General features: G+C 72.4%; 21 protein-coding genes, 1 pseudogene and 1 riboswitch. Of the genes and pseudogenes, 11 read left to right on the forward strand and 11 right to left on the reverse strand.

All coding sequences use genetic code 11. The features are described 5' to 3' along the window. The first annotated feature begins 79 nt into the window (after window positions 1-79). A complete protein-coding gene (locus tag M8H82_RS01035; RefSeq protein WP_250070344.1) occupies window positions 80-322 on the forward strand; it encodes a (2Fe-2S)-binding protein in 243 nt (80 codons plus the stop codon). A 1-nt stretch (window position 323) separates the two neighbouring features. Here the strand turns inward: M8H82_RS01035 and bfr are convergent, their stop codons facing one another. Further along, window positions 324-800, reverse strand: a complete 477-nt coding sequence (gene bfr, locus M8H82_RS01040) for a bacterioferritin (protein ID WP_250070345.1) — start codon at window positions 798-800, stop codon at window positions 324-326. Between the two features lie 188 nt (window positions 801-988). On the opposite strand from bfr, the gene M8H82_RS01045 reads away from it, so the two are divergent. After that, window positions 989-1621, forward strand: coding sequence for a sulfite oxidase-like oxidoreductase (locus tag M8H82_RS01045; RefSeq protein ID WP_250070346.1), 633 nt, complete (start codon window positions 989-991; stop codon window positions 1619-1621). 16 nt (window positions 1622-1637) lie between these two features. On the opposite strand, the gene M8H82_RS01050 is transcribed toward M8H82_RS01045, so the two are convergent. From M8H82_RS01050 to thiO, 5 genes are all read right to left on the reverse strand, one after another. Next, window positions 1638-2516 carry a deoxyribonuclease IV gene (locus tag M8H82_RS01050; protein ID WP_250070347.1) on the reverse strand — a complete coding sequence of 293 codons (879 nt, stop codon included), beginning with the start codon at window positions 2514-2516 and terminating at the stop codon, window positions 1638-1640. 12 nt (window positions 2517-2528) lie between these two features. Next, window positions 2529-4460 carry a Stk1 family PASTA domain-containing Ser/Thr kinase gene (gene pknB / locus M8H82_RS01055; RefSeq protein WP_250070348.1) on the reverse strand — a complete coding sequence of 644 codons (1932 nt, stop codon included), beginning with the start codon at window positions 4458-4460 and terminating at the stop codon, window positions 2529-2531. A gap of 94 nt (window positions 4461-4554) precedes the next feature. After that, on the reverse strand, window positions 4555-5349 hold the full coding sequence (locus M8H82_RS01060; RefSeq protein WP_250070349.1) for a thiazole synthase: 795 nt from the start codon (window positions 5347-5349) through the stop codon (window positions 4555-4557). 3 nt (window positions 5350-5352) lie between these two features. Further along, entirely contained in the window at window positions 5353-5553 is a 201-nt protein-coding gene (gene thiS, locus M8H82_RS01065; RefSeq protein WP_250070350.1) for a sulfur carrier protein ThiS, read from the reverse strand. After that, a complete protein-coding gene (thiO, locus tag M8H82_RS01070) occupies window positions 5550-6707 on the reverse strand; it encodes a glycine oxidase ThiO (RefSeq protein WP_250070351.1) in 1158 nt (385 codons plus the stop codon). Before thiO ends, thiS begins: the two co-directional genes overlap by 4 nt. Further along, a riboswitch (TPP riboswitch) is annotated at window positions 6705-6816 on the reverse strand. Its footprint overlaps the gene before it by 3 nt. Before the next feature lie 52 nt (window positions 6817-6868). Between thiO and M8H82_RS01075 the strand changes: the two genes are divergently transcribed. The 6 genes from M8H82_RS01075 to M8H82_RS01100 all read left to right on the forward strand — a co-directional run bounded on the left by M8H82_RS01075 (window position 6869) and on the right by M8H82_RS01100 (window position 11629). After that, a complete protein-coding gene (locus tag M8H82_RS01075; protein WP_250070352.1) occupies window positions 6869-7219 on the forward strand; it encodes a hypothetical protein in 351 nt (116 codons plus the stop codon). 32 nt (window positions 7220-7251) lie between these two features. Then, window positions 7252-8469 (forward strand): FAD-dependent oxidoreductase, encoded by a 1218-nt coding sequence (locus M8H82_RS01080; protein ID WP_308293227.1) that lies wholly within the window; start codon window positions 7252-7254, stop codon window positions 8467-8469. A 52-nt stretch (window positions 8470-8521) separates the two neighbouring features. After that, window positions 8522-8893 carry an Rv2175c family DNA-binding protein gene (locus M8H82_RS01085; RefSeq protein ID WP_250070353.1) on the forward strand — a complete coding sequence of 124 codons (372 nt, stop codon included), beginning with the start codon at window positions 8522-8524 and terminating at the stop codon, window positions 8891-8893. Between the two features lie 74 nt (window positions 8894-8967). Beyond that, on the forward strand, window positions 8968-9615 hold the full coding sequence (thiE, locus tag M8H82_RS01090) for a thiamine phosphate synthase (RefSeq protein WP_250070354.1): 648 nt from the start codon (window positions 8968-8970) through the stop codon (window positions 9613-9615). Between the two features lie 110 nt (window positions 9616-9725). Next, window positions 9726-10649: a methylenetetrahydrofolate reductase [NAD(P)H] gene (metF, locus tag M8H82_RS01095; RefSeq protein WP_250070355.1), complete on the forward strand. Its 924-nt coding sequence runs from the start codon at window positions 9726-9728 to the stop codon at window positions 10647-10649. A gap of 56 nt (window positions 10650-10705) precedes the next feature. After that, a complete protein-coding gene (locus M8H82_RS01100; protein ID WP_250070356.1) occupies window positions 10706-11629 on the forward strand; it encodes a hypothetical protein in 924 nt (307 codons plus the stop codon). A gap of 776 nt (window positions 11630-12405) precedes the next feature. Here the strand turns inward: M8H82_RS01100 and M8H82_RS36715 are convergent. The 5 genes and pseudogenes from M8H82_RS36715 to M8H82_RS01125 form a co-directional block, all read right to left on the reverse strand. After that, window positions 12406-13203, reverse strand: a pseudogene (locus M8H82_RS36715) (phytoene desaturase family protein); the annotation flags it as partial. A gap of 30 nt (window positions 13204-13233) precedes the next feature. Beyond that, window positions 13234-13851 carry a DUF4126 domain-containing protein gene (locus M8H82_RS01110; protein ID WP_250070358.1) on the reverse strand — a complete coding sequence of 206 codons (618 nt, stop codon included), beginning with the start codon at window positions 13849-13851 and terminating at the stop codon, window positions 13234-13236. Window positions 13852-14213: 362 nt separating this feature from the next. Further along, window positions 14214-14843, reverse strand: coding sequence for a TetR/AcrR family transcriptional regulator (locus M8H82_RS01115; RefSeq protein ID WP_250070359.1), 630 nt, complete (start codon window positions 14841-14843; stop codon window positions 14214-14216). A gap of 23 nt (window positions 14844-14866) precedes the next feature. After that, window positions 14867-16951 (reverse strand): YhgE/Pip family protein, encoded by a 2085-nt coding sequence (locus M8H82_RS01120; protein WP_250070360.1) that lies wholly within the window; start codon window positions 16949-16951, stop codon window positions 14867-14869. Then, a complete protein-coding gene (locus tag M8H82_RS01125; protein WP_250070361.1) occupies window positions 16923-17663 on the reverse strand; it encodes an ATP-binding cassette domain-containing protein in 741 nt (246 codons plus the stop codon). Before M8H82_RS01125 ends, M8H82_RS01120 begins: the two co-directional genes overlap by 29 nt. Window positions 17664-17824: 161 nt before the next feature. Here M8H82_RS01125 and M8H82_RS01130 point away from each other — a divergent pair, with 161 nt between their 5' ends. The 3 genes from M8H82_RS01130 to M8H82_RS01140 all read left to right on the forward strand — a co-directional run bounded on the left by M8H82_RS01130 (window position 17825) and on the right by M8H82_RS01140 (window position 19970). Then, window positions 17825-18388 carry an SAV_6107 family HEPN domain-containing protein gene (locus M8H82_RS01130; protein ID WP_250070362.1) on the forward strand — a complete coding sequence of 188 codons (564 nt, stop codon included), beginning with the start codon at window positions 17825-17827 and terminating at the stop codon, window positions 18386-18388. Between the two features lie 143 nt (window positions 18389-18531). Beyond that, on the forward strand, window positions 18532-19302 hold the full coding sequence (locus tag M8H82_RS01135; protein WP_250070363.1) for a methyltransferase: 771 nt from the start codon (window positions 18532-18534) through the stop codon (window positions 19300-19302). 278 nt (window positions 19303-19580) lie between these two features. Beyond that, window positions 19581-19970: a DUF3040 domain-containing protein gene (locus tag M8H82_RS01140; protein ID WP_250070364.1), complete on the forward strand. Its 390-nt coding sequence runs from the start codon at window positions 19581-19583 to the stop codon at window positions 19968-19970.

Raw genomic sequence — 19970 nt, forward strand, 5'->3', positions numbered from 1 at the left:
GCTCCGAAGCGCCGGGTAAGGTTAGGTTAGCCTCACCGACCATGAATCGGGACGGCCTACGTATCGATCCCGGCGGGAGGTGAACCGCGTGTACGTCTGCAGTTGTTTCGGCATCACCGAGCAGCAGGTGAAGAAGCACGCGGAGGACGGTGCCTGCACCCCCCGCCAGATAGCGTCGGCCTCCAAGGCGGGCACCGACTGCGGCTCGTGCGTACGCCGGATCCAGGCGCTGCTGGGCCGGGGCGCGTGCCCCCGCCGTGAGCTGGCCGACCAGGGCCGACCGGTCCTCGCCGAGCTGGAACGGCTGGAAGAGGCCGCGTAGCTCAGCTCGGCTGCTCGATCTGCTGGGCCAGGTAGAGCGCCTCGCCGAGCTTGTCGATCAGCTCCAGCTGGGTGTCCAGGTAGTCGATGTGGTGCTCCTCGTCCTCGAGGATCGACTCGAAGAGGTTCGCGGACGTGATGTCGCCCTTGGTGCGCATCACCTCGATCCCGCGCTTGAGGCGGTCGATCGCCTCCACCTCCACCTGCCGGTCCGCCTGGAACATCTCGGTGACCGTCTGGCCGACCCGGACGTGGAACAGCCGCTGGTAGTTGGGCAGCCCGTCCAGCATCAGGATGCGCTCGGTGATCTTGTCCGCGTGCTTCATCTCGTCGATGGATTCTTCACGCGTGTACTTGGCGAGCTTGGTCCAGCCCTTGTTGTCCTGGATCCGGTAGTGCAGCCAGTACTGGTTGATCGCCGTCAGCTCGCCGGTGAGCTGCTCGTTGAGGAATTCGATGACCTCGGGGTCGCCCTGCATCGCAGAGGCTCCTTCCAAGAGAACGGGGGAACTGGCAGGTTGCGCCGCATCCTTGCACCGGTATCGAAGATCGTCCAGTAAGTCTTCACTTAGTAAGTAAGTGCATGCTTAGTTTGAATTTGACCGCTTTGCCTGCTTTGTCGTACGGCTGGTCAAGTGCACTGCCTCGGGTCTGTCAGGATGGATACATGGGTCAGCCGGTGGAGAGCGCATCTGGAGGAGCGGTACAGCCGGAGCTCCCGCCGGGGCAGCGCCTGCAGCGCGGCTGGCCGGTCACCCACTACGGGCCGGTCCCCAAGTTCCGCCCCGAGCGCTGGGAGTTCAGGGTCTTCGGGGCCACCGCCGACGGCGAGAAGCGCTGCTGGACCCACGAGGAGTTCGCGGCCCTGCCGTACACCACCGTGGTCGCCGATCTGCACTGCGTGACCAAGTTCAGCATGCTCGGCGCCGAGTGGGGCGGGATCCCGGCCCGGACCGTCCTGGAGCTCGCCCCGCCCGCCGACACCGTCACCCATGTGATGGTCTGGGCCGAGTACGGCTTCAGCTCGAACCTGCGCCTGGAGGACTTCGCCGACGAGCGCGCGATCTTCGCGACGCACAAGGACGGCGAACTGCTCACCGCGGAACACGGCTTCCCGCTGCGCCTGGTGGTGCCTCATCTGTACGCCTGGAAGGGCCCGAAATGGGTCCGGGGCGTGGAGTACATGACGGCCGACCGCCGCGGCTTCTGGGAGGAGCGCGGCTACCACAACATCGGCGACCCCTGGAAGGAACAGCGCTACTCCTACCAGGAGGAGCCGGGGGACGGGCCGGAGCTCTAGGCCCGAACGAAAGGGTTCAGCGCTCGCCGCTCTCCCGCAGTTTCTTCAGGCGTTCCACGTCCGCCGCGTGCCCCTCCTTGCCGCCGGGCGTCTCGATGATCAGCGGTACGCCCGCGGTGGCGGGGTGGGTCATCAGCGCGCGGAACGGGTCCTCGCCGATATGGCCGGAGCCGATGTTCGCGTGCCGGTCCTTGTGTGCGCCGACCACATCCTTGGAGTCGTTGGCGTGGATCAGCTTCAGGCGTCCCTCGCCGACCGTGTCCACCAGCAGATCCAGGGTCCGGTGCATGCCGTCCGGGCCGGTCAGGTCGTGTCCGGCGGCGAAGACGTGGCAGGTGTCCAGGCAGACGCCCAGCTTGGGATGGGCGTCCAGCGCCTCGAAGTAGGGCCCGAAGTCCCAGGTGCGCGAGCACAGTGAGGAACCCTGGCCCGCCGTCGACTCCAGCAGCAGGAACGGGTCGTCGTCGTGGGTCAGCTCGTCCAGCAGCGGCAGCAGGTACTGCCGTACCTGCCGCAGGGCCACCGAGCGGTCCCGGCCGCCGGTCGCGCTGCCCGTGTGCACGACCACGCCCAGCGCCCCGATCTCCCGCCCGCGCCGCAGCGAGTGGCGCAGCGACTCCACCGACCGCTCGGCGGTCGCCTCGGTGTGCGAACCGAAGTTGATCAGGTACGGGGCATGCACGTACGCCGGGATCGACCCCTCCGCGCAGGCCGCCCGGAACGCCTCGTCCTGCCGCGGGTTGCCGGCGGGCGTGGCCCAGCCGCGCGGGTTGGCGACGAAGACCTGCACGGTCTCCGCCTTGAGGTCACGGGCGTAGGCCAGGCCCACGGAGTTCAGTCCGCCGGCCACCGGGACATGGCCGCCGACGGGGTTGCGGAGCTGCGGAGGGGTCATCTGCGCGTCCTGTCAGCGGATCTCGATGGTGATCGTCGAGCCCTTGGGAGCGGTGTCGCCGCCCTCCACGGACTGGCTCTCGACCGTGTCGCCGAACAGCCCCAGCAGCCCGCGGTCCTCGTCGACCTCGAAGCCCGCGGCCTCCAGCGCGGCTGTGGCGTCGTCGACGCTGTCACCGACCACGTCCGGGACCTCGATCATCTCCGGGCCCTTGGACAGCGTCAGCGTCACGGTGTCGCCCGCGACGGCCTGGGTGTCGGGCTGCGGCGTCTGCTCGACGACCTCGCCCTTGTCGTAGTCGGACGAGGTGACCTCCTCCTCGGCGACCCGCACCTTCAGGCCCGCCTCCGTCAGCTCGGCCCGGGCGTCCTCCAGGCTCTCGCCGGTGACGTCCGGCACGTCGACGGGGCGGCCCTTGCTGAGCACCAGCGCGACGGCGGAGCCCGAGCGGCGCTCGGTGCCGGCCTCGGGGCTGGTGGAGACCACGGAGCCCCGGGCGACGCTCTCGCTGAACTCCCGGGTGACCATGCCCGGCTCCAGACCCGCGTCCTTCAGCAGCTCCTTCGCCTTGTCCAGCCGGTAGCCCTCCAGGTCGGGCACCTTCACGACCTGCGGACCCTTGGAGACGACCAGATCGACCGCGTCGTTGTGCCGGATCCGGCTGCCGACGGCAGGGTCGGTGCTGATGACACGGCCGCGCTCGACGGTGTCGCTGAAGGCACGGTCGACCGAGCCGACCTCCAGACCGGCATCCCCCAGCCGGTCCTTCGCCTTCGCCTCGGTCTGGGTCAGCAGCGCCGGGACCCGGGTGAACTGGCCGGAGTTGATGTACCAGACGCCCGCACCGACGCCGAGCACCAGCAGCACGGCGACGACCAGGGCGAGGGGACCGCGCCGGGACCCCCGGCGGCCCGCAGGGGCGGGCGGGAGCGGGGCGGCGGACTCCAGCCGGCTGGTGCGGTGGAACCGGTCCTCCTCCTCGTCGACCGGCAGCGGGCGCGGCACCGTCAGCGAGCGCGGGATGACGCTCGTACGGTCCTCGGCGCTGTCGTGCCGGGCGGACAGGGCCTGCGGGGGCAGCGCGTCCAGCTGGGCCTCGCTGAGCATGGCGCGCGCGGCGAGAACCTCGGAGAGCAGCGCCACCGCGTCGTGCGGGCGGACGTCCGGGGTGCGCGCGGTGGCCGAGGCGACCAGCGAGTCGAGCTCGTACGCCAGATTCGGCACGGTGGCCGACGGCGGCGGGACGTCCTCGTGCAGGTGCTTGTAGAGCACGATCGCGGGGGACTCCCCGTCGTGCGGCTTCTCGCCGGTCAGCATCTCGTACAGCACGACACCGCACGCGTACACGTCGACCCGGGCGTCGGCGGTGCCCGGCTGCTCTATCTGCTCCGGCGCGAGGTAGGAGACGGTGCCGAGGACGGCACCGGTGGTGCTGGTCACCGTGTCCACGGACCGCACCAGCCCGAAGTCGGCGACCTTGACCCGGCCGTCGTCCCCGATGAGCACGTTCTCCGGCTTCATGTCCCGGTGCACGAAGCCGGCCCGGTGCGCGGCGCCGAGCGCGGCGAGGACCGGCTCCAGGATGTCCAGGGCGGCACGCGGCTGGAGCGCCCCGCGGTCGCGCAGCACGTCACGCAGGGTGCAGCCGGCGATGTACTCCATGGCGAGGTAGACGTACGCCCCGTCGGTGCCCTGGTCGAAGACCTGCACGACATTGGGGTGCGCGAGCCGGGCGACCGACTTGGCCTCGCGGATGAACCGCTCCACGAAGGTCCCGTCGGCGGCGAGCCCGGGGTGCATCACCTTCAGCGCGAGCACACGGTCGAGCCGGGTGTCCACGGCCCGGTAGACCGTGGCCATCCCGCCGACGGCGATCCGCGCCTCGACGCGATAGCGTCCGTCGAGCACCTGCCCGACCAGCGGGTCCTGAAGGGTCGTATCCACGCAGGCGAGTCTACGAGCCGAGACTGACACCCCCGGCTCTCCGTCCGGGACAGTGGCGGGACTGAAGCCGACCTGTGACGCAACCCACGGCCGCTCAGAACGCCGGCCGCTCCGGATCCAGCGCCGCCCGCCCCGCCTCCGGGGAGGACGCCTGCGCGAAGTGCCGCTTGGGAATCCGGCCCGCCCGGTACGCCAGGCGTCCCGCCTCCACCGCGTGACGCATCGCGTCGGCCATCAGGACCGGCTCCTTCGCCCGCGTCACCGCCGAGGCGAGCATCACACCCGCGCACCCCAGCTCCATCGCCAGCGCCGCATCCGAGGCCGTACCGGCCCCGGCGTCCAGGATCACGGGTACGCGCGCGTGCTCCACGATCAGCTGGAAGTTGTGCGGGTTGCGGATCCCCAGCCCGGAGCCGATCGGCGACCCCAGCGGCATGATCGCCGCACAGCCCACGTCCTCCAGCTTCCGCGCCAGCACCGGGTCGTCGTTGGTGTACGGCAGCACCGTGAAACCGTCGTCCACCAGGGTCTCCGCCGCGTCCAGCAGCTCGATCGGATCCGGCAGCAGGGTCCGCTCGTCGGCGATGACCTCCAGCTTGACCAGATCGGTGCCGAGGGCCTCGCGCGCGAGGCGGGCCGTCAGCACCGCCTCCCCGGCCGTGAAGCAGCCCGCCGTGTTCGGCAGCACCCGGATGCCGAGCCTGTCCAGCACCGACAGCACCGAACCGTGCACCGAGGCGTCCACCCGCCGCATCGCGACCGTGGTCAGCTCCGTGCCGGACGCGACCAGCGCCCGCTCCAGCACCTCCAGGGAGGGCGCACCGCCCGTGCCCATGATCAGCCGGGACGCGAAGGACGTACCGCCGAGGACAAAGGGATCGTCGGCCATGGGTCAGCCTCCTTGGACGGCGGTCAGGACCTCGACCCGGTCCCCCTCGGAGAGGGACGTCGAGGACCACTGCGCGCGCGGGACGACGGTTTCGTTGAGCGCGGCGGCCACTCCGGAGGGCGCCGCGGTGAGGGACTTCACGAGCGTGTCGAGAGCCGTGCCCGGCTCGATCCGCCGACGCTCGCCGTTGACCGAGATGTTCATACCGGCTGCTCCGTGCGTGCGAACCGCTTCGGACTGAAGGGACGGGCCTCGTCGGTGAGTTCACCGGTGGCCAGGGCGTGCGCGAGGGCGTCCCCGGTGACCGGGGTGAGCAGCACGCCGTTGCGGTAGTGCCCGGTCGCCAGCAGCAGGCCGTCCAGCTCGGTCGGGCCCAGCAGGGGCGCGTTGTCGGGGGAGCCGGGACGCAGCCCCGCGCGGGTCTCGGTGAGCGGCAGCTCGGTGATGCCGGGCATCAGCTCGTGCGCGTCGCGCAGCAGCTCGTACACGCCTCCCGCGGTCACCGTTGTGTCCCAGCCCAGCTCCTCGCTGGTCGCGCCGACGACCAGCTCGCCGTCGGCCCGCGGCACCAGGTAGACCTGGCTGCCGCGCACCACCGCGCGGACGGTCCGGCTCAGGAACGGCGCCTGCCGCTTCGGCACGGTCAGCCGCAGCACCTGCCCCTTCACCGGCCGTACGGGAGGCAGCACGTCCTCCGGGATACCCGCGAGGCGCCCGCTGAGGCTGCCGGCCGCCAGGACCACCTGCCCGGCGCCGAGCGCGGTGCCGTCGTCCGTCACGCACCCGGCCGCCCGGCCCCGCACCACCGTCAGCCGGGTCGCCCACGTCCGGTGGAAGACCACGCCCGCCCGCTCGCAGGCCGTCACCAGCGCCCGTGCCAGGCGCCGCGGGTCGATCTGGTGGTCGCCGTCCACCCGCAGCCCGCCGCGTACACCCGGCGCGAGCATCGGCTCCAGGCGCCGGCAGTCCCGCCCGGACAGCCACTCCGAGTCGAGCCCCGACTCGCGCTGCAGCGCGTGCAGTTCCCGCAGATGCGCCCGGTCGTCGGCGTCCAGCGCGACCGCGAGGGTGCCGCACTGCCGGTAGCCGAGCTCCTGTCCGGTGAGGTCGGTCAGCTCGGCCGCGAACGCGGGGTAGCGGCGCGCCGAGGCCAGATTGAGGCCGAGCAGCGTCTGCTCGCCGTAGTGCAGTTCCGTGACGGCGGCCAGCATGCCGGCCGCCACCTGGGCGGCGCCGCCGCCCGGCTCGGGGTCCACCACGGCCGTGGCGAACCCGCGCTGCGCGGCCCGCCACGCCGTGACCAGGCCGATGATCCCGCCCCCGAGGACGAGGACGTCTGACGAACGCGTAGGCGACATGGGCGTCCAGCCCCTCCCTTCGCCGGCATGACCCGGATCAGGTTCGTACGGTCGGAGGCCGCCAGCCTCCCTCTCAGCCCGGTGCGTCCGGGCTCCCGCGAGTGCTTGTACGTTGGCCACCCTAACCGCTCGTTCCGCGCCTCTGCAGGGAGTCCCGCCCCATGTCCCGCTCGCTCGACGGCCTCGTCCTCGCCCCTGTCGCCGACCAGGCCCCAGGTCAGGTGGGCACGCGGACCCGCTTCACCTACCACGAGCAGGACGGCGAGATCTGGGCCGAGTACGCGGGCGGCGACGTCGTCCGCGGGCATCTGGTGGGCACGCGCGAGGGCGACCGGCTGGACTTCCGGTACGTGCAGCTCAAGCGGGACGGGACCACCTCGTCCGGGCACTGCGTGTCTACGGTCGTGGAGCTGGCCGACGGGCGGGTGCGGCTGGAGGAGAGCTGGGAGTGGGAGTCCCAGCCGGGCCGGGGGACCAGCGTTGTGGAGCAGGTCACGCGGCACGACGGCTGACTGACAGATTGTCAGTTGTCTATGGTGATCAGGTGAGCGAGCAGACGACGACGTCGCAGCGGCGGGTGGTGGTGGTCGGCGCGGGCATGGCCGGCGTGCAGACCGCGGTCGCCCTGCGCGAACAGGGCTTCCCGGGCACGGTGCGGGTGATCGGCGCCGAGCCCCATCAGCCCTACGACCGGCCCCCGCTGTCCAAGGCCGTCCTGCTCGGCAAGGCCGAGGGATCCGCCTTCGACGTGGACTTCGAGGCCCTCGGCATCGCACTCGACCTCGGCCGCGAGGTCCTCGGCGTCCGCCCGGCCGACCACGAGCTGGACACCGCCGCCGGCCCGGTCCCCTACGACGTCCTGGTCATCGCCACCGGCGCCGAACCGATCCGGCTGCCGGTCGCCGAGGGCGTGCCCGGGGTCCATCTGCTGCGCACGCTCGACGACGCCGAGCGGCTGCGGCCCGTACTCGCCCGGCAGCACGACATCGTGGTCGTCGGCGCGGGCTGGATCGGCGCCGAGTTCGCCACCGCCGCGCGCGAGGCGGGCTGTTCGGTGACGGTCGTGGAGGCCGCGGACCGGCCGCTCGCGGGCGCGCTGCCCGCCGAGGTGGCCGCGCCGATGGCCGTCTGGTACGCCGACAGCGGGGCCGATCTGCGCACCCACGCGCGCGTGGCGCGCGTCGAGCCCGGCGCGGTGGTCCTCGACGACGGCTCGCTGCTGCCGGCGGACGCCGTCGTCGTCGGCATCGGCGCCCGCCCCGCCACCGCCTGGCTGGCCGGTTCCGGCGTCGAGCTCGGCGCGCACGGCGAGGTCGTGGCCGACGACCACCTGCGCACCGGGGTGCCCGACGTGTACGCGGTCGGCGACTGCGCCTCCTTCCCCTCCGCCCGCTACGGCGAGCGCCTCCTGGTCCACCACTGGGACAACGCCCTGCAGGGCCCGCGCACGGTCGCCGCGGACATCGTCGGCGAGGCCCCGCTGGTCTACGACCCGGTCCCGTACTTCTGGTCCGAGCAGTTCGGCCGCTTCGTCCAGTACGCCGGCCACCACGCCTCGGCCGACACCACGGTGTGGCGCGGCGACCCGGCCGGCCCCGCCTGGACGGTCTGCTGGCTCCGCGAGGGCCGCCTGATCGCCCTGCTCGCGGTGGGCCGGCCCCGGGACCTGGCCCAGGGGCGGCGCCTGATCGAATCGGGCACCCGCATGGACCCGGCCCTGCTGGAGGACCCGGCCAGGCCCCTGAAGAAGGCCACGGCCTAGCCCGGAGCGCCCTGGCTTCCTGTTGTCAGTGCGGGATGGCAGGCTTGGTTCCGTGACCGAGATTGACGCAAAGATCGATGCTCTCGTCCCCGCCTGGCTCACCCTCCCCGACATCGCCGAACAGCTCGGTGTCGAGGTGACGCGTGTGCGGCAGCTGGTCAAGGACGGCCAGCTCATCGCCGTACGCCGTGGTGAGAACCGCGCGCTGCACGTCCCCGCCGCCTTCATCGACGGGGCCGAGCAGAAGGTCGTCAAGGGCCTGGCCGGGACCTTGACGCTGCTCCGGGACGACGGCTTCACCGACGAAGAGATGCTGGAGTGGCTCTTCACGCCCGACGAGAGCCTGCCCGGCACCCCCGCACAGGCCCTGAGCGAGAATCGCGGCATGGAGGTGAAGCGCCGCGCCCAGGCGCTCGCCGTCTGAACCGATCAACAGTCCCGGTGTACGGGCCGCGGGGTGCCCGGGGCCCGTACACCACCGATCACGGGGGAACACCTATGCCCGCCACCGCACGCGACCGCTTCGGCGACGCCCGGCTGTACCTCTGCACGGACGCCCGCAAGCGCCAGGGCGACCTCGCCGAGTTCCTGGACGCGGCCCTCGCCGGCGGTGTCGACATCGTGCAGCTGCGCGACAAGGGCATGGAGGCCGCCGAGGAGCTGGAGCACCTGGCGGTCCTCGCCGACGCCTGCGCGCGCCACGGCAAGCTCCTCGCGGTCAACGACCGTGCGGACGTCGCCCATGCCGCCGGGGCGGACGTCCTCCACCTCGGCCAGGGCGACCTGCCGGTCCCTGCCGCCCGCGCGATCCTCGGCGACGACGTCCTCATCGGCCGCTCCACGCACGCGCGGTCCGAGGCCGAGGCGGCCGCGGTCCAGGAGGGCGTGGACTACTTCTGCACCGGCCCCTGCTGGCCCACGCCGACCAAGCCCGGCCGCCACGCCCCCGGCCTGGAGCTGGTCCGGCAGACCGCCGCCCTGGGCACCGACCGCCCCTGGTTCGCCATCGGCGGCATCGACCTGGGCAACCTCGACGAGGTGCTCGAAGCGGGCGCCCGCCGGGTCGTCGTCGTACGGGCGATCACGGAAGCGGACGACCCCGGCGCCGCGGCGGCGGAGTTCGCCAAGCGGCTGCGGCAGGGCTGACGGCTCCTCCTGGCCCGCCGTATGTCCACGGACTGGACAACAACCCGACAATTCGGGCAAATATCCGGCATCCGGTTGGGCGACCGTCGCCCCCTGACTAACCTGCGGGTATGGCCCTCGGCACCGCATCCACCAGGTCGGACCACGCTCGTACCGTGCGCGAGATGCTCGCGACCGGCAAGACGACGTACTCGTTCGAGTTCTACGCCCCCAAGACCCCGAAGGGCGAGCGGAACCTGTGGAACGCGCTGCGCCGGGTCGAGGCCGTGGCGCCCGACTTCGTCTCCGTGACCTACGGCGCGGGCGGCACCACCCGCGCCGGCACGGTCAAGGCCACCGAGGCCATCGCCTCCACCACCACGCTCACCCCGATCGCCCACCTCACCGCGGTCGACCACTCGGTGGCCGACCTGCGCAACATCATCGGGCAGTACGCCGACGCCGGGATCCGCAACATGCTCGCGCTGCGCGGCGACCCGCCCGGCGACCCGATGGGCGACTGGGTCCCGCACCCGCAGGGCCTGACCTACGCCGCCGAACTCGTCGAACTGATCAAGGCGTCCGGCGACTTCTGCGTGGGCGTCGCGGCCTTCCCGGCGATGCACCCGCGCTCCGCGGAGTGGGAGGCGGACGTGCGGCACTTCGTCGACAAGTGCCGGGCCGGCGCGGACTACGCGATCACCCAGATGTTCTTCGATCCGGAGGACTATCTGCGGCTGCGTGACCGGGTCGACGCGGCCGGCTGCCCGACCCCGATCATCCCCGAGATCATGCCGATCGCCAGCGTGAAGACGCTGGACCGGATCCCGTCCCTCACCAACGCGGCCTTCCCGGCGGCCCTGAAAGAGCGGATCCTCACAGCCAAAGACGATCCGGCCGCTGTACGCTCCATTGGCATCGACTTCGCCACGGAGTTCTGCGCACGGCTGCTGGCCGAGGGAGTGCCGGGTCTGCACTTCATCACGCTGAACAACTCCACGGCGACCCTGGAGATCTACGAGAACCTGGGCCTGCACCATCCTCCGCAGGCCTAGACCGGCCGCGTCGCTGTAGGACACACTGCGTAACGGCCACTGGGAGAGGGGCGTACATGGGCTGGACGGTCCTCTACATCGCGTTCGGCATCGTCGCGCTGTGGCTGCTCGGTGAGGTGCTGCTGCAGTACAAGGCACGGCTGCGCTGGCGGCTGCTCGCCTTCGTCGGCTTCCTGGGCGTGGTGCTCGGGGTGCTGATCCCGTCGGTGATCGTCATCGGGCTGGGTGCCGCCGCCTTCGCGGTCGGCCAGACCTACGTCACGCTGTCGTTCCGCCGCGGCTTCGCCTCCGGCTGGGCGGTGAACGCTCCGGCGCTGGCCGGGTCCAAGCGCCGCCGCGGTGAGCCGGAGCACCAGGACCCGACCCTGGAGGTCTCCGGCCTCGAAGCCGGCGAGGGCCACTACGGCGACGACAGCGGCTACGGCCGCGACGGCTCCGGTCACGACGACTACGACCGCGACGACGTCTTCACGCCCTCGCGCCCGGCGGGGCCCTCGGCCGCCGAGACCACCGCGATCTACGAGCCGCAGCCCCTGCCGGACGACACCGGCTCCTACGGCGTCTACGGCGCTCAGCAGGACCATTCCTACGCGGCGGCGCAGCCCCAGGACCAGTACGCCACCGCGGCCGACCAGAACTACGGCTACACCGGCTACGACCAGCAGCAGTACGGCTACGACACCACCGGTCAGCAGCAGTACGCCGCCTACTCCGACCCGTACATCGGCACCCAGACCTACGGCGGCGGCTCGTACGACGCGGGCTACGGCCAGCAGTACGGGCAGCAGGGCTACGCCCAGGACCAGTACGTCACCGGCACCTACACCGGCGAGGGCACCCCGCCCGGCGGGGTGTGGGTCCCGCAGCAGCGCAGCACCGACGACCCCTACGGCGGCGAACTCCCGCCGGAGCAGCCGTACCCGTACCAGGGCGGCCAGGGGCAGCAGGGCGGCGGGTACGACGAGCAGTACCGCTTCTAGCGGCCGCTCACGTCACTTCCGGCGGTCGCTTCCGTCACTGAGAGCCCGTCACTGAGCGCGGCACTGAGTGCCCGTCACTGAGAGCCCCGGAAGTCCGGTCCCTCCACGATCAGTCCGGCGACCAGCGCGCCCGACATGCCCGCGTGCGCCAGGCCCCCGCCGGGGTGCGACCAGCCGCCGACACCGAACAGGCCCGCCATGCGGGTGCTGTTGGGCGGATACAGGAAGCGCCCCTCCGCCGCGGCCAGCGCGGGCGCGGGCACCCCGCCGCCCTCGACGCCCGTCTCCGCCTCGGTGTGCACCGGGGTACGGACCTCGCGCCACAGCGTCCGCTCCCGCAGCCCCGGCACCGCCCGCTCGGCGGCCTCGGCCATCCGGTCCGCGAAGGAGTCGGCGGCGCCGGGAGCGGCCCAGTCGTACACCGTCCGTGACGGCACCGTCGCCGTGAGGACCACCGACTCGTGCTCCTTGTCGGGCCGCAGGGCGGGGTCCGCCGGGCGGTCGACGCGGACCGTCGGCCCGGCGGGCGGCTCACCGCGACCCAGGGCGTCCAACTCGGCCCTGCGGTCCGGAGCGTGCACCACCGTCCGGTGCGCGGCGCCCGCCTCGCGCGCACCGCGCAGGGCCAGGCAGACCACGACCCGGCCGTGCGCGGCCCCCTCCGGCCGGGGTCCGACGTCCGCCGCCCCGTACAGCTGATGACCGGTCAGGCCCCAGGGCCGGGTGCCGACCACGAAGTCCGCCTGTACCGCTGTCCCGTCCGCGAGTTCGAGCCCCGCCGCCCGGCCGTCCTTCTCCAGGACCCCGGTCACCTCGGCGCCGAAGTGAAACTCGACCTTCCGGGCCAGGCACCGCTCGTACACCGCACGCGCCAGCTCCCGGGCACCGCCGAGGACGTACCAGGTGCCGAAGGCGTGCTCCATGTACGGCAGTACGGCCGCGCTCGCCGGGGCGGCCTCCGGATGCAGGCCGTACCCGAGCGCGTGGCTCTCCAGCAGGGCGGTGAGCCGGGGGTCGCGCAGTTCCCAGGCGCCGACCTCGGCGAGGGTCGCGGCCCGGCGGGTGCGCAGCAGACGCTTGTGCGGGACCGCCGGATAGGGCTCGCGCCCGGCCAGCACCTCCCAGTTGGGCCACAAGGGCTCCTCCAGGAGCGGTCTGCGGCTGCGGTCCCAGGCCTCGCGGGCCCGCACCAGGAAGTCGCCCCAGCGTGCGCCCGCGCCCGCGCCGAGCGCCTCGTCCAGGGCCGCGACCACTCCCGCGCGCGACGCGTTCGGCAGGGACACCTCGGTGCCGTCCGCGAAGACATGGCGCGAGGACGGATCGACCTGGACCAGCTCGACGCGGTCCTCCAAGGGCTCCTTGCCGGTCTTGACGAACAGATCGCGCCAGACGGCGGGCAGGGTCAGCAGACCGGGGCCGGTGTCGAAGGAGAAGCCGTCCCGCTCGAAGCGGCGCACCGCACCGCCGTAGGTCTCCGTACGCTCGTACACCGCCACCCGGTGGCCCGCGACGGCCAGCCGGGCGGCGGCCGCCATCGCGCCCGTCCCGGCGCCGATCACCGCAATCCGTGCCATGCCAGGGACTTTATCGGCCACCACTGACAGTCACGGCGGCGGAGGCGGCCCGGTCCCGGCCGCCAGCCGTCTCTCCTCCCGCCGCTGGGCCCTGCGCCGCAGGAACCGCCGGATCCGCGAGGCGAGGAAGAACAGCACGGTGAGGCCGGTGAGCAGCAGGACACCCGCGATGACCGCGGCCGCCTCCGGGTTGAACATCGCGAAGGTGACGATCCCGGCGACCCCGAGATCCTCGGCGAGGCTCACGATCACGTTGCTGAACGGCTCCGGGGAGGTGTTGACCGCCATCCGCGTCCCGGCCTTGACCGCATGGCTGGCCAGCGCCGAGGAGCCGCCCACCAGGCCCGCCGCCACGTCCGGCAGCGAGCCGCTCTGCCCGGCGAGCAGCGCGCCCACCCAGGCGCCGGCGGCCGGCCGGATCAGGGTGTGCACCGAGTCCCACGCCGAGTCGACGTACGGGATCTTGTCGGCGACCGCCTCGCACAGGAACAGCGCGCCCGCCGCGATCAGCACCTCGGGCCGCTGGAGGGATTCGGGGACCTCGTCGCTCACCCCCGTCGCGCCGAACAGGCCGAGGAGCAGCACCACCGCGTACGCGTTGATGCCGCTGGCCCAGCCGCTGGTGAAGACCAGAGGGAGTACCTCCACGGAGGCGATCGTAACCAGTGGGCGGCAGCCCGGTGTGGGCCCGCGCACACAGGGCTGAGTACGCGTACCTACGGGGCGAGATGAGTACGCGCGCGGATGGGCCGCGACCTGCGGGAACGAGAGAGTGGAAGCACGGAGAAGGGGACCGGCTCCGGCACCGGCGACACGGGGCGCCGGAACGGAGCGGCCCTGGATCCGCTCCTTCCGCCGGCCCGCGCGTCGGCGGAAGCGAGACACGGGGAACCCGGGGGAACGACCGGACGGGGGCCGACGGGGGAACGGGGGGAGTGCGGCGGAAGCGCCGGTTCGCAGTGGCACGCGGGGGACGCTGCCACGGCGGACCGGCGCTTTCCGCATGCGTGCTAGCCCCGGCCGCTGACCCGTCCCTGGAGCAGCCGGGACAGGGCCGCGTGCACGTCGTCCAGGGAGCGCTCCGGCTGGAAGGACTGCCAGTCCAGGGCGGCCACCAGGACCATGCCGACCAAGGCGGCCGCGGTCAGCGGGATGTCGATCTCGTCGGTGAACTCGCCGTTGGCCACCCCGTCGCGCAGCACGCCCTCCACCACGGCGACGACGTCCTGCCGGACCACCATGAGCGTGGACTGCCAGGCCCGGTTGGTGCGCCACAGCTCGGCCACGTACAGCTGGGTGAAGGCCGGGTAGGCGGCGATGAAGCCGAGGCCGGCGCGGATCATCGCGTCCAGGGCGTCCACCTTGCTGCCGCCGTCGCGGGCCGTGCCCTCGGCCGCCTCCTTCAGGGAGGCGGTGAGCAGGCCGACGCCGTGCCGCAGCAGCTCCTCGAAGAGGACGGACTTGCTCGCGAAGTTGTAGTAGACCGTGCCCTTCGCGACCCCTGCCCGCTCGGCGATCTCGTCCACCGTGGTGGCGGAGAAGCCCTGCTCGGCGATGAGCGTGACGGCGGCCTCGTAGAGCTTTTGCCGGGTGGCCTCACGGCGGGTGCTGCCGCCCGACGCGGCGCTGCTGCGTTCCATGGCCATGATTGTCCCGTGTGCGGTCACAGGGTCAGCTCCGGGTGCAGCCGGTCGAGCGTCCACACCTGGCGGCGGCGGGCCGACAGGGCGGTCAGCGCGAGGGCGCCCGCGGTGAAGGCGACGAGCACCACGCACGCGTGCCAGACCGGTCCCAGTCCGCCGCCCGTGATGAGCCGCCTGAGGGCCTCGACGACGTAGCTCATCGGCAGGAAGGGGTGCAGGGCGTTGAAGAAGCCCGGACTGGTCTGCACGGGGTAGGTGCCGCCCGCGGAGGTCAGCTGGAGCATCAGCAGGGCGAGGACGAGGATCCGGCCCGCCGCCCCGAACCGGGCGTTCAGCCACTGCACGAGGGCCGCGAAGCACGCCGTGACCAGGAACAGGAACCCCACCGTCCCGGCCGCGCGCGCCATCTGCAGCCCGACCGCCCAGTGCAGCACCGACATCAGGGCCACCGTCTGGGCCACCCCGATCACCACCACCGGCAGCCAGCCCGCCAGCGCGATCCGCCAGGCGGAGGCGCCCGCCGCGAGCGCGCGCCGGTTCATCGGCGCGATCAGCATGTACGCCACCATCGCGCCCACCCACAGGGACAGCGGGATGAAGTACGGGGCGAACCCGGTGCCGTAGTTGGGCGCCTTGTGCAGGTCCTCGGAGACGAGCCGGACCGGGTCCGACATCACCTCGGTGCGCTCGTCGCGGTCCCGCTTGTCGTAGTCGGGGATCTGCCCGGCGCCGTCGTGCAGCCCGTCCGAGAGGTCCCCGGAGCCGTCGACGAGTTTGTACAGGCCCGCCTTGAGGTCCCCCGCGCCGGTCTTGAGATCGCCGACGCCCTCGTCCAGGTCGGTGGCCCCGGTCCTGGCGGTGCCGAGCCCCGTGTGGAGTTTGTCGGCACCTGCGGCGACCTTCGCGGCGCCCTCGTTCAGGTCGTTGATCTTGGTGACGGCGTCGTCGAGGTCCTCGGAGAGCCCGGGGGCCCGGTCGGCGAGCGCCTGGGCCTGCTTCTCCAGGGTGGCCAGGTGCTTGTCGAGTTTGTCCAGGTTGCCGTCCTGGTCGCTGATCAGCGTGTTGACGTCGTCGGCGACGCCGGCCACGTCCGCGGCGGCGTCCCTGGCGGTCTTCAGGTCCGCGCAGGCGGTGTCGGGCAGTACGGCGTCCTCGCAGCGCGCCTTGTGGACGCCCGCCAGGTCGTCGGCGGCCTGGTGGGCCTGCTCGGCCGCGGTCGGCGCGCGCTTCACCAGGGCGTCGAGGTTGTCGCGGATCGCGCCGGACGCGTCGGCGACCAGCTGGGCCGTGTCGCCGATGCTCTTCTCGTTGTCCTTCAGGAACGGGCCCACCTTCCCGGCGGCCGCGTTGACCTTGTCGGCGAGCGTCTGCGTGCCCTCGGCGACCTTCTTCGAGCCGTCCTCCAGGTCGCCCGCGCCCTTGTCGAGCTTCTTCAGTCCCTTGGCCAGCTTGCCGCTGCCGCTCTTGGCGTCCTTCAGCCCGTCGGCGAGGTCGCGCGAGCCCTTCTCGGCCTTCCCGATGCCGGTCTCCAGCTTGTCGGCGCCCTCGGCGGCCTTCACCGTGGCGCCGTGGATGTCGGAGAAGGAGATGAAGATCCGGTCCAGGAAGGACCGCGAGGCCTTGGTCGACGCGGCGTCGCGCACCTCGCCGAAAACCGTCCGGGAGATCTGGCCGACGATGTAGTTGTTGGCGTCGTTGGTGCGCACCTGAAGAGCGCCGGTCTCCGGGGAGTCGCCCGAACCGGACGCGATCCGCCCGCTGAAGTCGGCCGGCATGGTCAGCGACAGGTAGTACCTGCCGTCCTCCACGCCCGCGCGTGCCTCCTCGGCGCTCACCTCGTGCCAGTCGAAGACCTCGCTCTCGCGCAGCCCCCGCACGATGTCGTCACCGGCCGTGATCTTCTTCCCGTCGGCCTTCGCACCCCGGTCGTCGTTGACCAGTGCCACCGGGATCCGGTCCAGACGGCCGTAGGGGTCCCAGAAGGACCACAGGTACAGGGCGCCGTACAGCAGGGGCAGCACGAGCAGCGCGACCAGGGCGGCACGCGGCAGTTTTCCGCGCCCGAAGCGCCGGATCTCAAGCGCGGCCAGCTTCGGCGAGCGCATCGGCGGGCACCTCCTCCGTCTCGTCCCGGGGGGCGGTGGACACCGCGACGGTGTCCTCGGGGGCCTGGCTGCACACCGCGACCACCGTCGTCCCGGCCTGCGCGAGCGACCTGAGCAGCGCCCAGACCTCGGCCCGTTCGGCGTCGGAGAGCTTGAGGTCGGTGTCGTCGATGCCGAGCAGCCCCGGCTCACCGATCAGCGCCAGCGCCACGGACAGCCGCAGCGCCTCCACCCGCTCCAGATCGCGTACGGCCGTCCGGGACCCTTTCGGCAGGGCCTCCCGGTCGAGCCCGGCGGCGGCCAGGGCACGCTCGATCCGCAGCCGGGTCTGGGCGACCCGCTCCGCGCGCGGGCGCAGCAGCCCGCGCAGCGAGCCGCCGTATCGGCGCTGGAGCAGCGCCCGCTCGTGCAGATGCTCGGCGACCGTGAGCGCCGGGTCGAGATCGGTGACGCCCGGGACATGGGCGACCGCGCTGAGCCGCCGTACCGCCGAGAGCTGCTTCGGCAGCGCGGCCCCGTCCACGGTGGCGGTGCCCTCGGTGGGCTTCATCCGTCCGGTGAGCGCGAGCAGCAGACAGGTGCGCCCGGATCCGGACGGCCCCTCCACCGCGATCAGCGCGCCCGGCTCCGCCTCGAAGGAGACCCCGCGGAACGCCCATCCGCGGGGCCCTTCGAGACCGAGGCCCCGGGCCGTGACGCCGACTCCGGCCACGGTTCCCCCACCCCCTGGTTTTGAACTGACTGGTCAGTGCAAAAACTAGCCCGAACTGTCGATCGAAGCAAAAGTGCAGGTCAGATCGGATTGTCAGTGCCATACCTCACGATGGGCACATACGGCACCCATTGCCGTCACACGACGACAGGAGGATCGTCATGGCCAGCTACCACGCAGCCGCCGCCCGCCGGCGCCGCGCCACCGGCCCTGCCCCCTCACTGACCGGCCCGGCGAGCGATGTGCATCCCGTGCTGCGCCGGGCCACGGCCCCACCCGCCGCCCTCGACCTGCTCGCCCAGGCCCGTGCCGGACTCGACGAGGCCGCCGTCCTGGAGACCCCCAACGAGCGCTATGCGACGGCCCACCTCGCCGCCCTGCGCACCGCCGCCGCCGTCCTCGCCGCGCGGGGACGCCCCGAACCCACCTCCCGACGCCGGGCGCGTATCCGGAGCGCCTGGGAAGTGCTCCCCGAGATCGCGCCCGAGCTCTCCGAATGGAGCGCGCTCTTCGCCTCGGGGGCCCGGCGCCGCGCCCGGGCCGAGGCGGGCATCCAGGGCGCGGCGAGTCGCCGGGACGCCGACGACCTGATACGTGACGTGGCGATGTTCCTGCGCCTCGTCGAGCGGATGCTGGTCCTCCAGCCGGTCCTTCCGCAGCCCCGCCAGGACATCGACCACGAGGAGGGACAGGCCCCGGGCCACGGCTTTCCGGACGCGGGGTGACGGCACCACGGTGACCGGGACCGGCACCGGAGGCAATAGGGTGGGACACGCCTGAAGCCGTCCCGCTCCGGTACTCCGGGCCGGTCGGCACCCCGATCGCTCCGCCGCATCAGAGGCGGTGCCGCGCCGAGGAGTCAACAGCCGTGTCGGACCCGATGCGACCCCGCGCCTCTCTCCGTACCGCCGTGGTCTGGGAGGTCCTCAAGGACGCCCTCGACCGCCAGGTCAAGGCCACGGGCCGGGAGGCGCTGGACGTCCTCGACGCCGGCGGCGGCAGCGGCAGATTCGCCGTGCAGGTCGCCCGCCTCGGCCACCGCGTCACCGTCGTCGACCCCAGCCCGAACGCCCTGTTCGCGCTGGAGCGCCGCGCCGCCGAGGCCGGCGTCGCCGACCGGGTCCAGGGCGTCCAGGGCGACGCTCACGGCCTGCTGGACGTGGTGGAGCGCGGCGGCTACGACGCGGTGCTGTGCCACGGCGTCCTGGAGTACGTGGACGACCCGGCCGAGGGCGTGCGCAACGCCGTGGCCGCCCTGCGCCCCGAGGGCGTCCTCAGCCTGCTCGCGGCCGGTCTCGGCGGCGCCGTCCTCGCCCGCGCCCTCGCCGGGCACTTCAAGGAGGCCAAGCAGGCCCTGGAGGACCCGAACGGCCGCTGGGGCGCCGGCGATCCCATGCCGCACCGCTTCACCGTCGAGCAGCTCACCGCGCTGGTCGAGGGAGCGGGCCTGCGCGTCGGCTCCGTGCACGGCGTCCGGGTCTTCGCCGACCTGGTGCCCGGCGTCCTGGTGGACACCGAACCCGGCGCCATGGAGGCGCTGCTGAAGCTGGAGGAGGCGGCGGCCGAGCTGCCCGCGTTCCACTCCGTTGCCACACAGCTCCATGTGCTCGGGGAGACGCGGGGGACCGTCGAGGCGTGAGCCGGCTCCTGGGGGCGCGCCGCTGATCAGGTACTTGGCTGCACATGGAGTACGCCACAGGCCCCCCGATCGGACGCGCAGCGCCGTATGATCGAGGGAGACCGCCCGGCATGACGGGTCGGCCTCTGGGGAATGCAGACCTCAGCGGCCGGGACGTCCATGGCGGGATCCCGGTTGGCCAATTGGCGTAGAGGGGCGGGTTTCACGGGGGCGATTCCCTGCCTATCCTGAAGGGACCCCCCGGGTCGCCCCGGCGACTGCACGATGAGGAGGACTCCGTGCCGCTCTCGGAGCACGAGCAGCGCATGCTCGAGCAGATGGAGCGAGCGCTGTACGCCGAAGATCCCAAGTTCGCGACAGCGCTTGAGGGAAGCGGGCTGCGCACGTACACCCGTCGCCGGGTGTACCAGGCGGTCGCCGGCTTCCTCGTGGGTATCGCGCTCCTCATGGCTGGAATGGTCGCCAAGCAGGTCTGGCTCAGCGTGGTGGGCTTCCTCGTCATGCTGGGCTGTGCGGTACTCGCCGTGACCGGCTGGCGCAAGGCCCCCAAGCCGGGTGAACAGCCGGCGGGCGGTCCGCAGGCCAGCCGTCAGGGCCGGACCAAGCGCTCCATGATGGACCGTATCGAGCAGCGCTGGCAGCGGCGCCGCGACGAACAGGGCCACTAG

The organism is Streptomyces sp. YS415, assembly GCF_023544665.1.
Lineage (GTDB): Bacteria > Actinomycetota > Actinomycetes > Streptomycetales > Streptomycetaceae > Streptomyces.

Coding starts and splice junctions, on each gene's coding strand:
- bfr (WP_250070345.1), bottom strand. CDS start 800: ATGCAGGGCGACCCCGAGGTCATCGAATTCCTCAACGAGCAGCTCACC.
- M8H82_RS01045 (WP_250070346.1), top strand. CDS start 989: ATGGGTCAGCCGGTGGAGAGCGCATCTGGAGGAGCGGTACAGCCGGAG.
- M8H82_RS01050 (WP_250070347.1), bottom strand. CDS start 2,516: ATGACCCCTCCGCAGCTCCGCAACCCCGTCGGCGGCCATGTCCCGGTG.
- M8H82_RS01060 (WP_250070349.1), bottom strand. CDS start 5,349: ATGGCCGACGATCCCTTTGTCCTCGGCGGTACGTCCTTCGCGTCCCGG.
- thiS (WP_250070350.1), bottom strand. CDS start 5,553: ATGAACATCTCGGTCAACGGCGAGCGTCGGCGGATCGAGCCGGGCACG.
- thiO (WP_250070351.1), bottom strand. CDS start 6,707: ATGTCGCCTACGCGTTCGTCAGACGTCCTCGTCCTCGGGGGCGGGATC.
- M8H82_RS01075 (WP_250070352.1), top strand. CDS start 6,869: ATGTCCCGCTCGCTCGACGGCCTCGTCCTCGCCCCTGTCGCCGACCAG.
- thiE (WP_250070354.1), top strand. CDS start 8,968: ATGCCCGCCACCGCACGCGACCGCTTCGGCGACGCCCGGCTGTACCTC.
- metF (WP_250070355.1), top strand. CDS start 9,726: ATGGCCCTCGGCACCGCATCCACCAGGTCGGACCACGCTCGTACCGTG.
- M8H82_RS01100 (WP_250070356.1), top strand. CDS start 10,706: ATGGGCTGGACGGTCCTCTACATCGCGTTCGGCATCGTCGCGCTGTGG.
- M8H82_RS01115 (WP_250070359.1), bottom strand. CDS start 14,843: ATGGAACGCAGCAGCGCCGCGTCGGGCGGCAGCACCCGCCGTGAGGCC.
- M8H82_RS01120 (WP_250070360.1), bottom strand. CDS start 16,951: ATGCGCTCGCCGAAGCTGGCCGCGCTTGAGATCCGGCGCTTCGGGCGC.
- M8H82_RS01130 (WP_250070362.1), top strand. CDS start 17,825: ATGGCCAGCTACCACGCAGCCGCCGCCCGCCGGCGCCGCGCCACCGGC.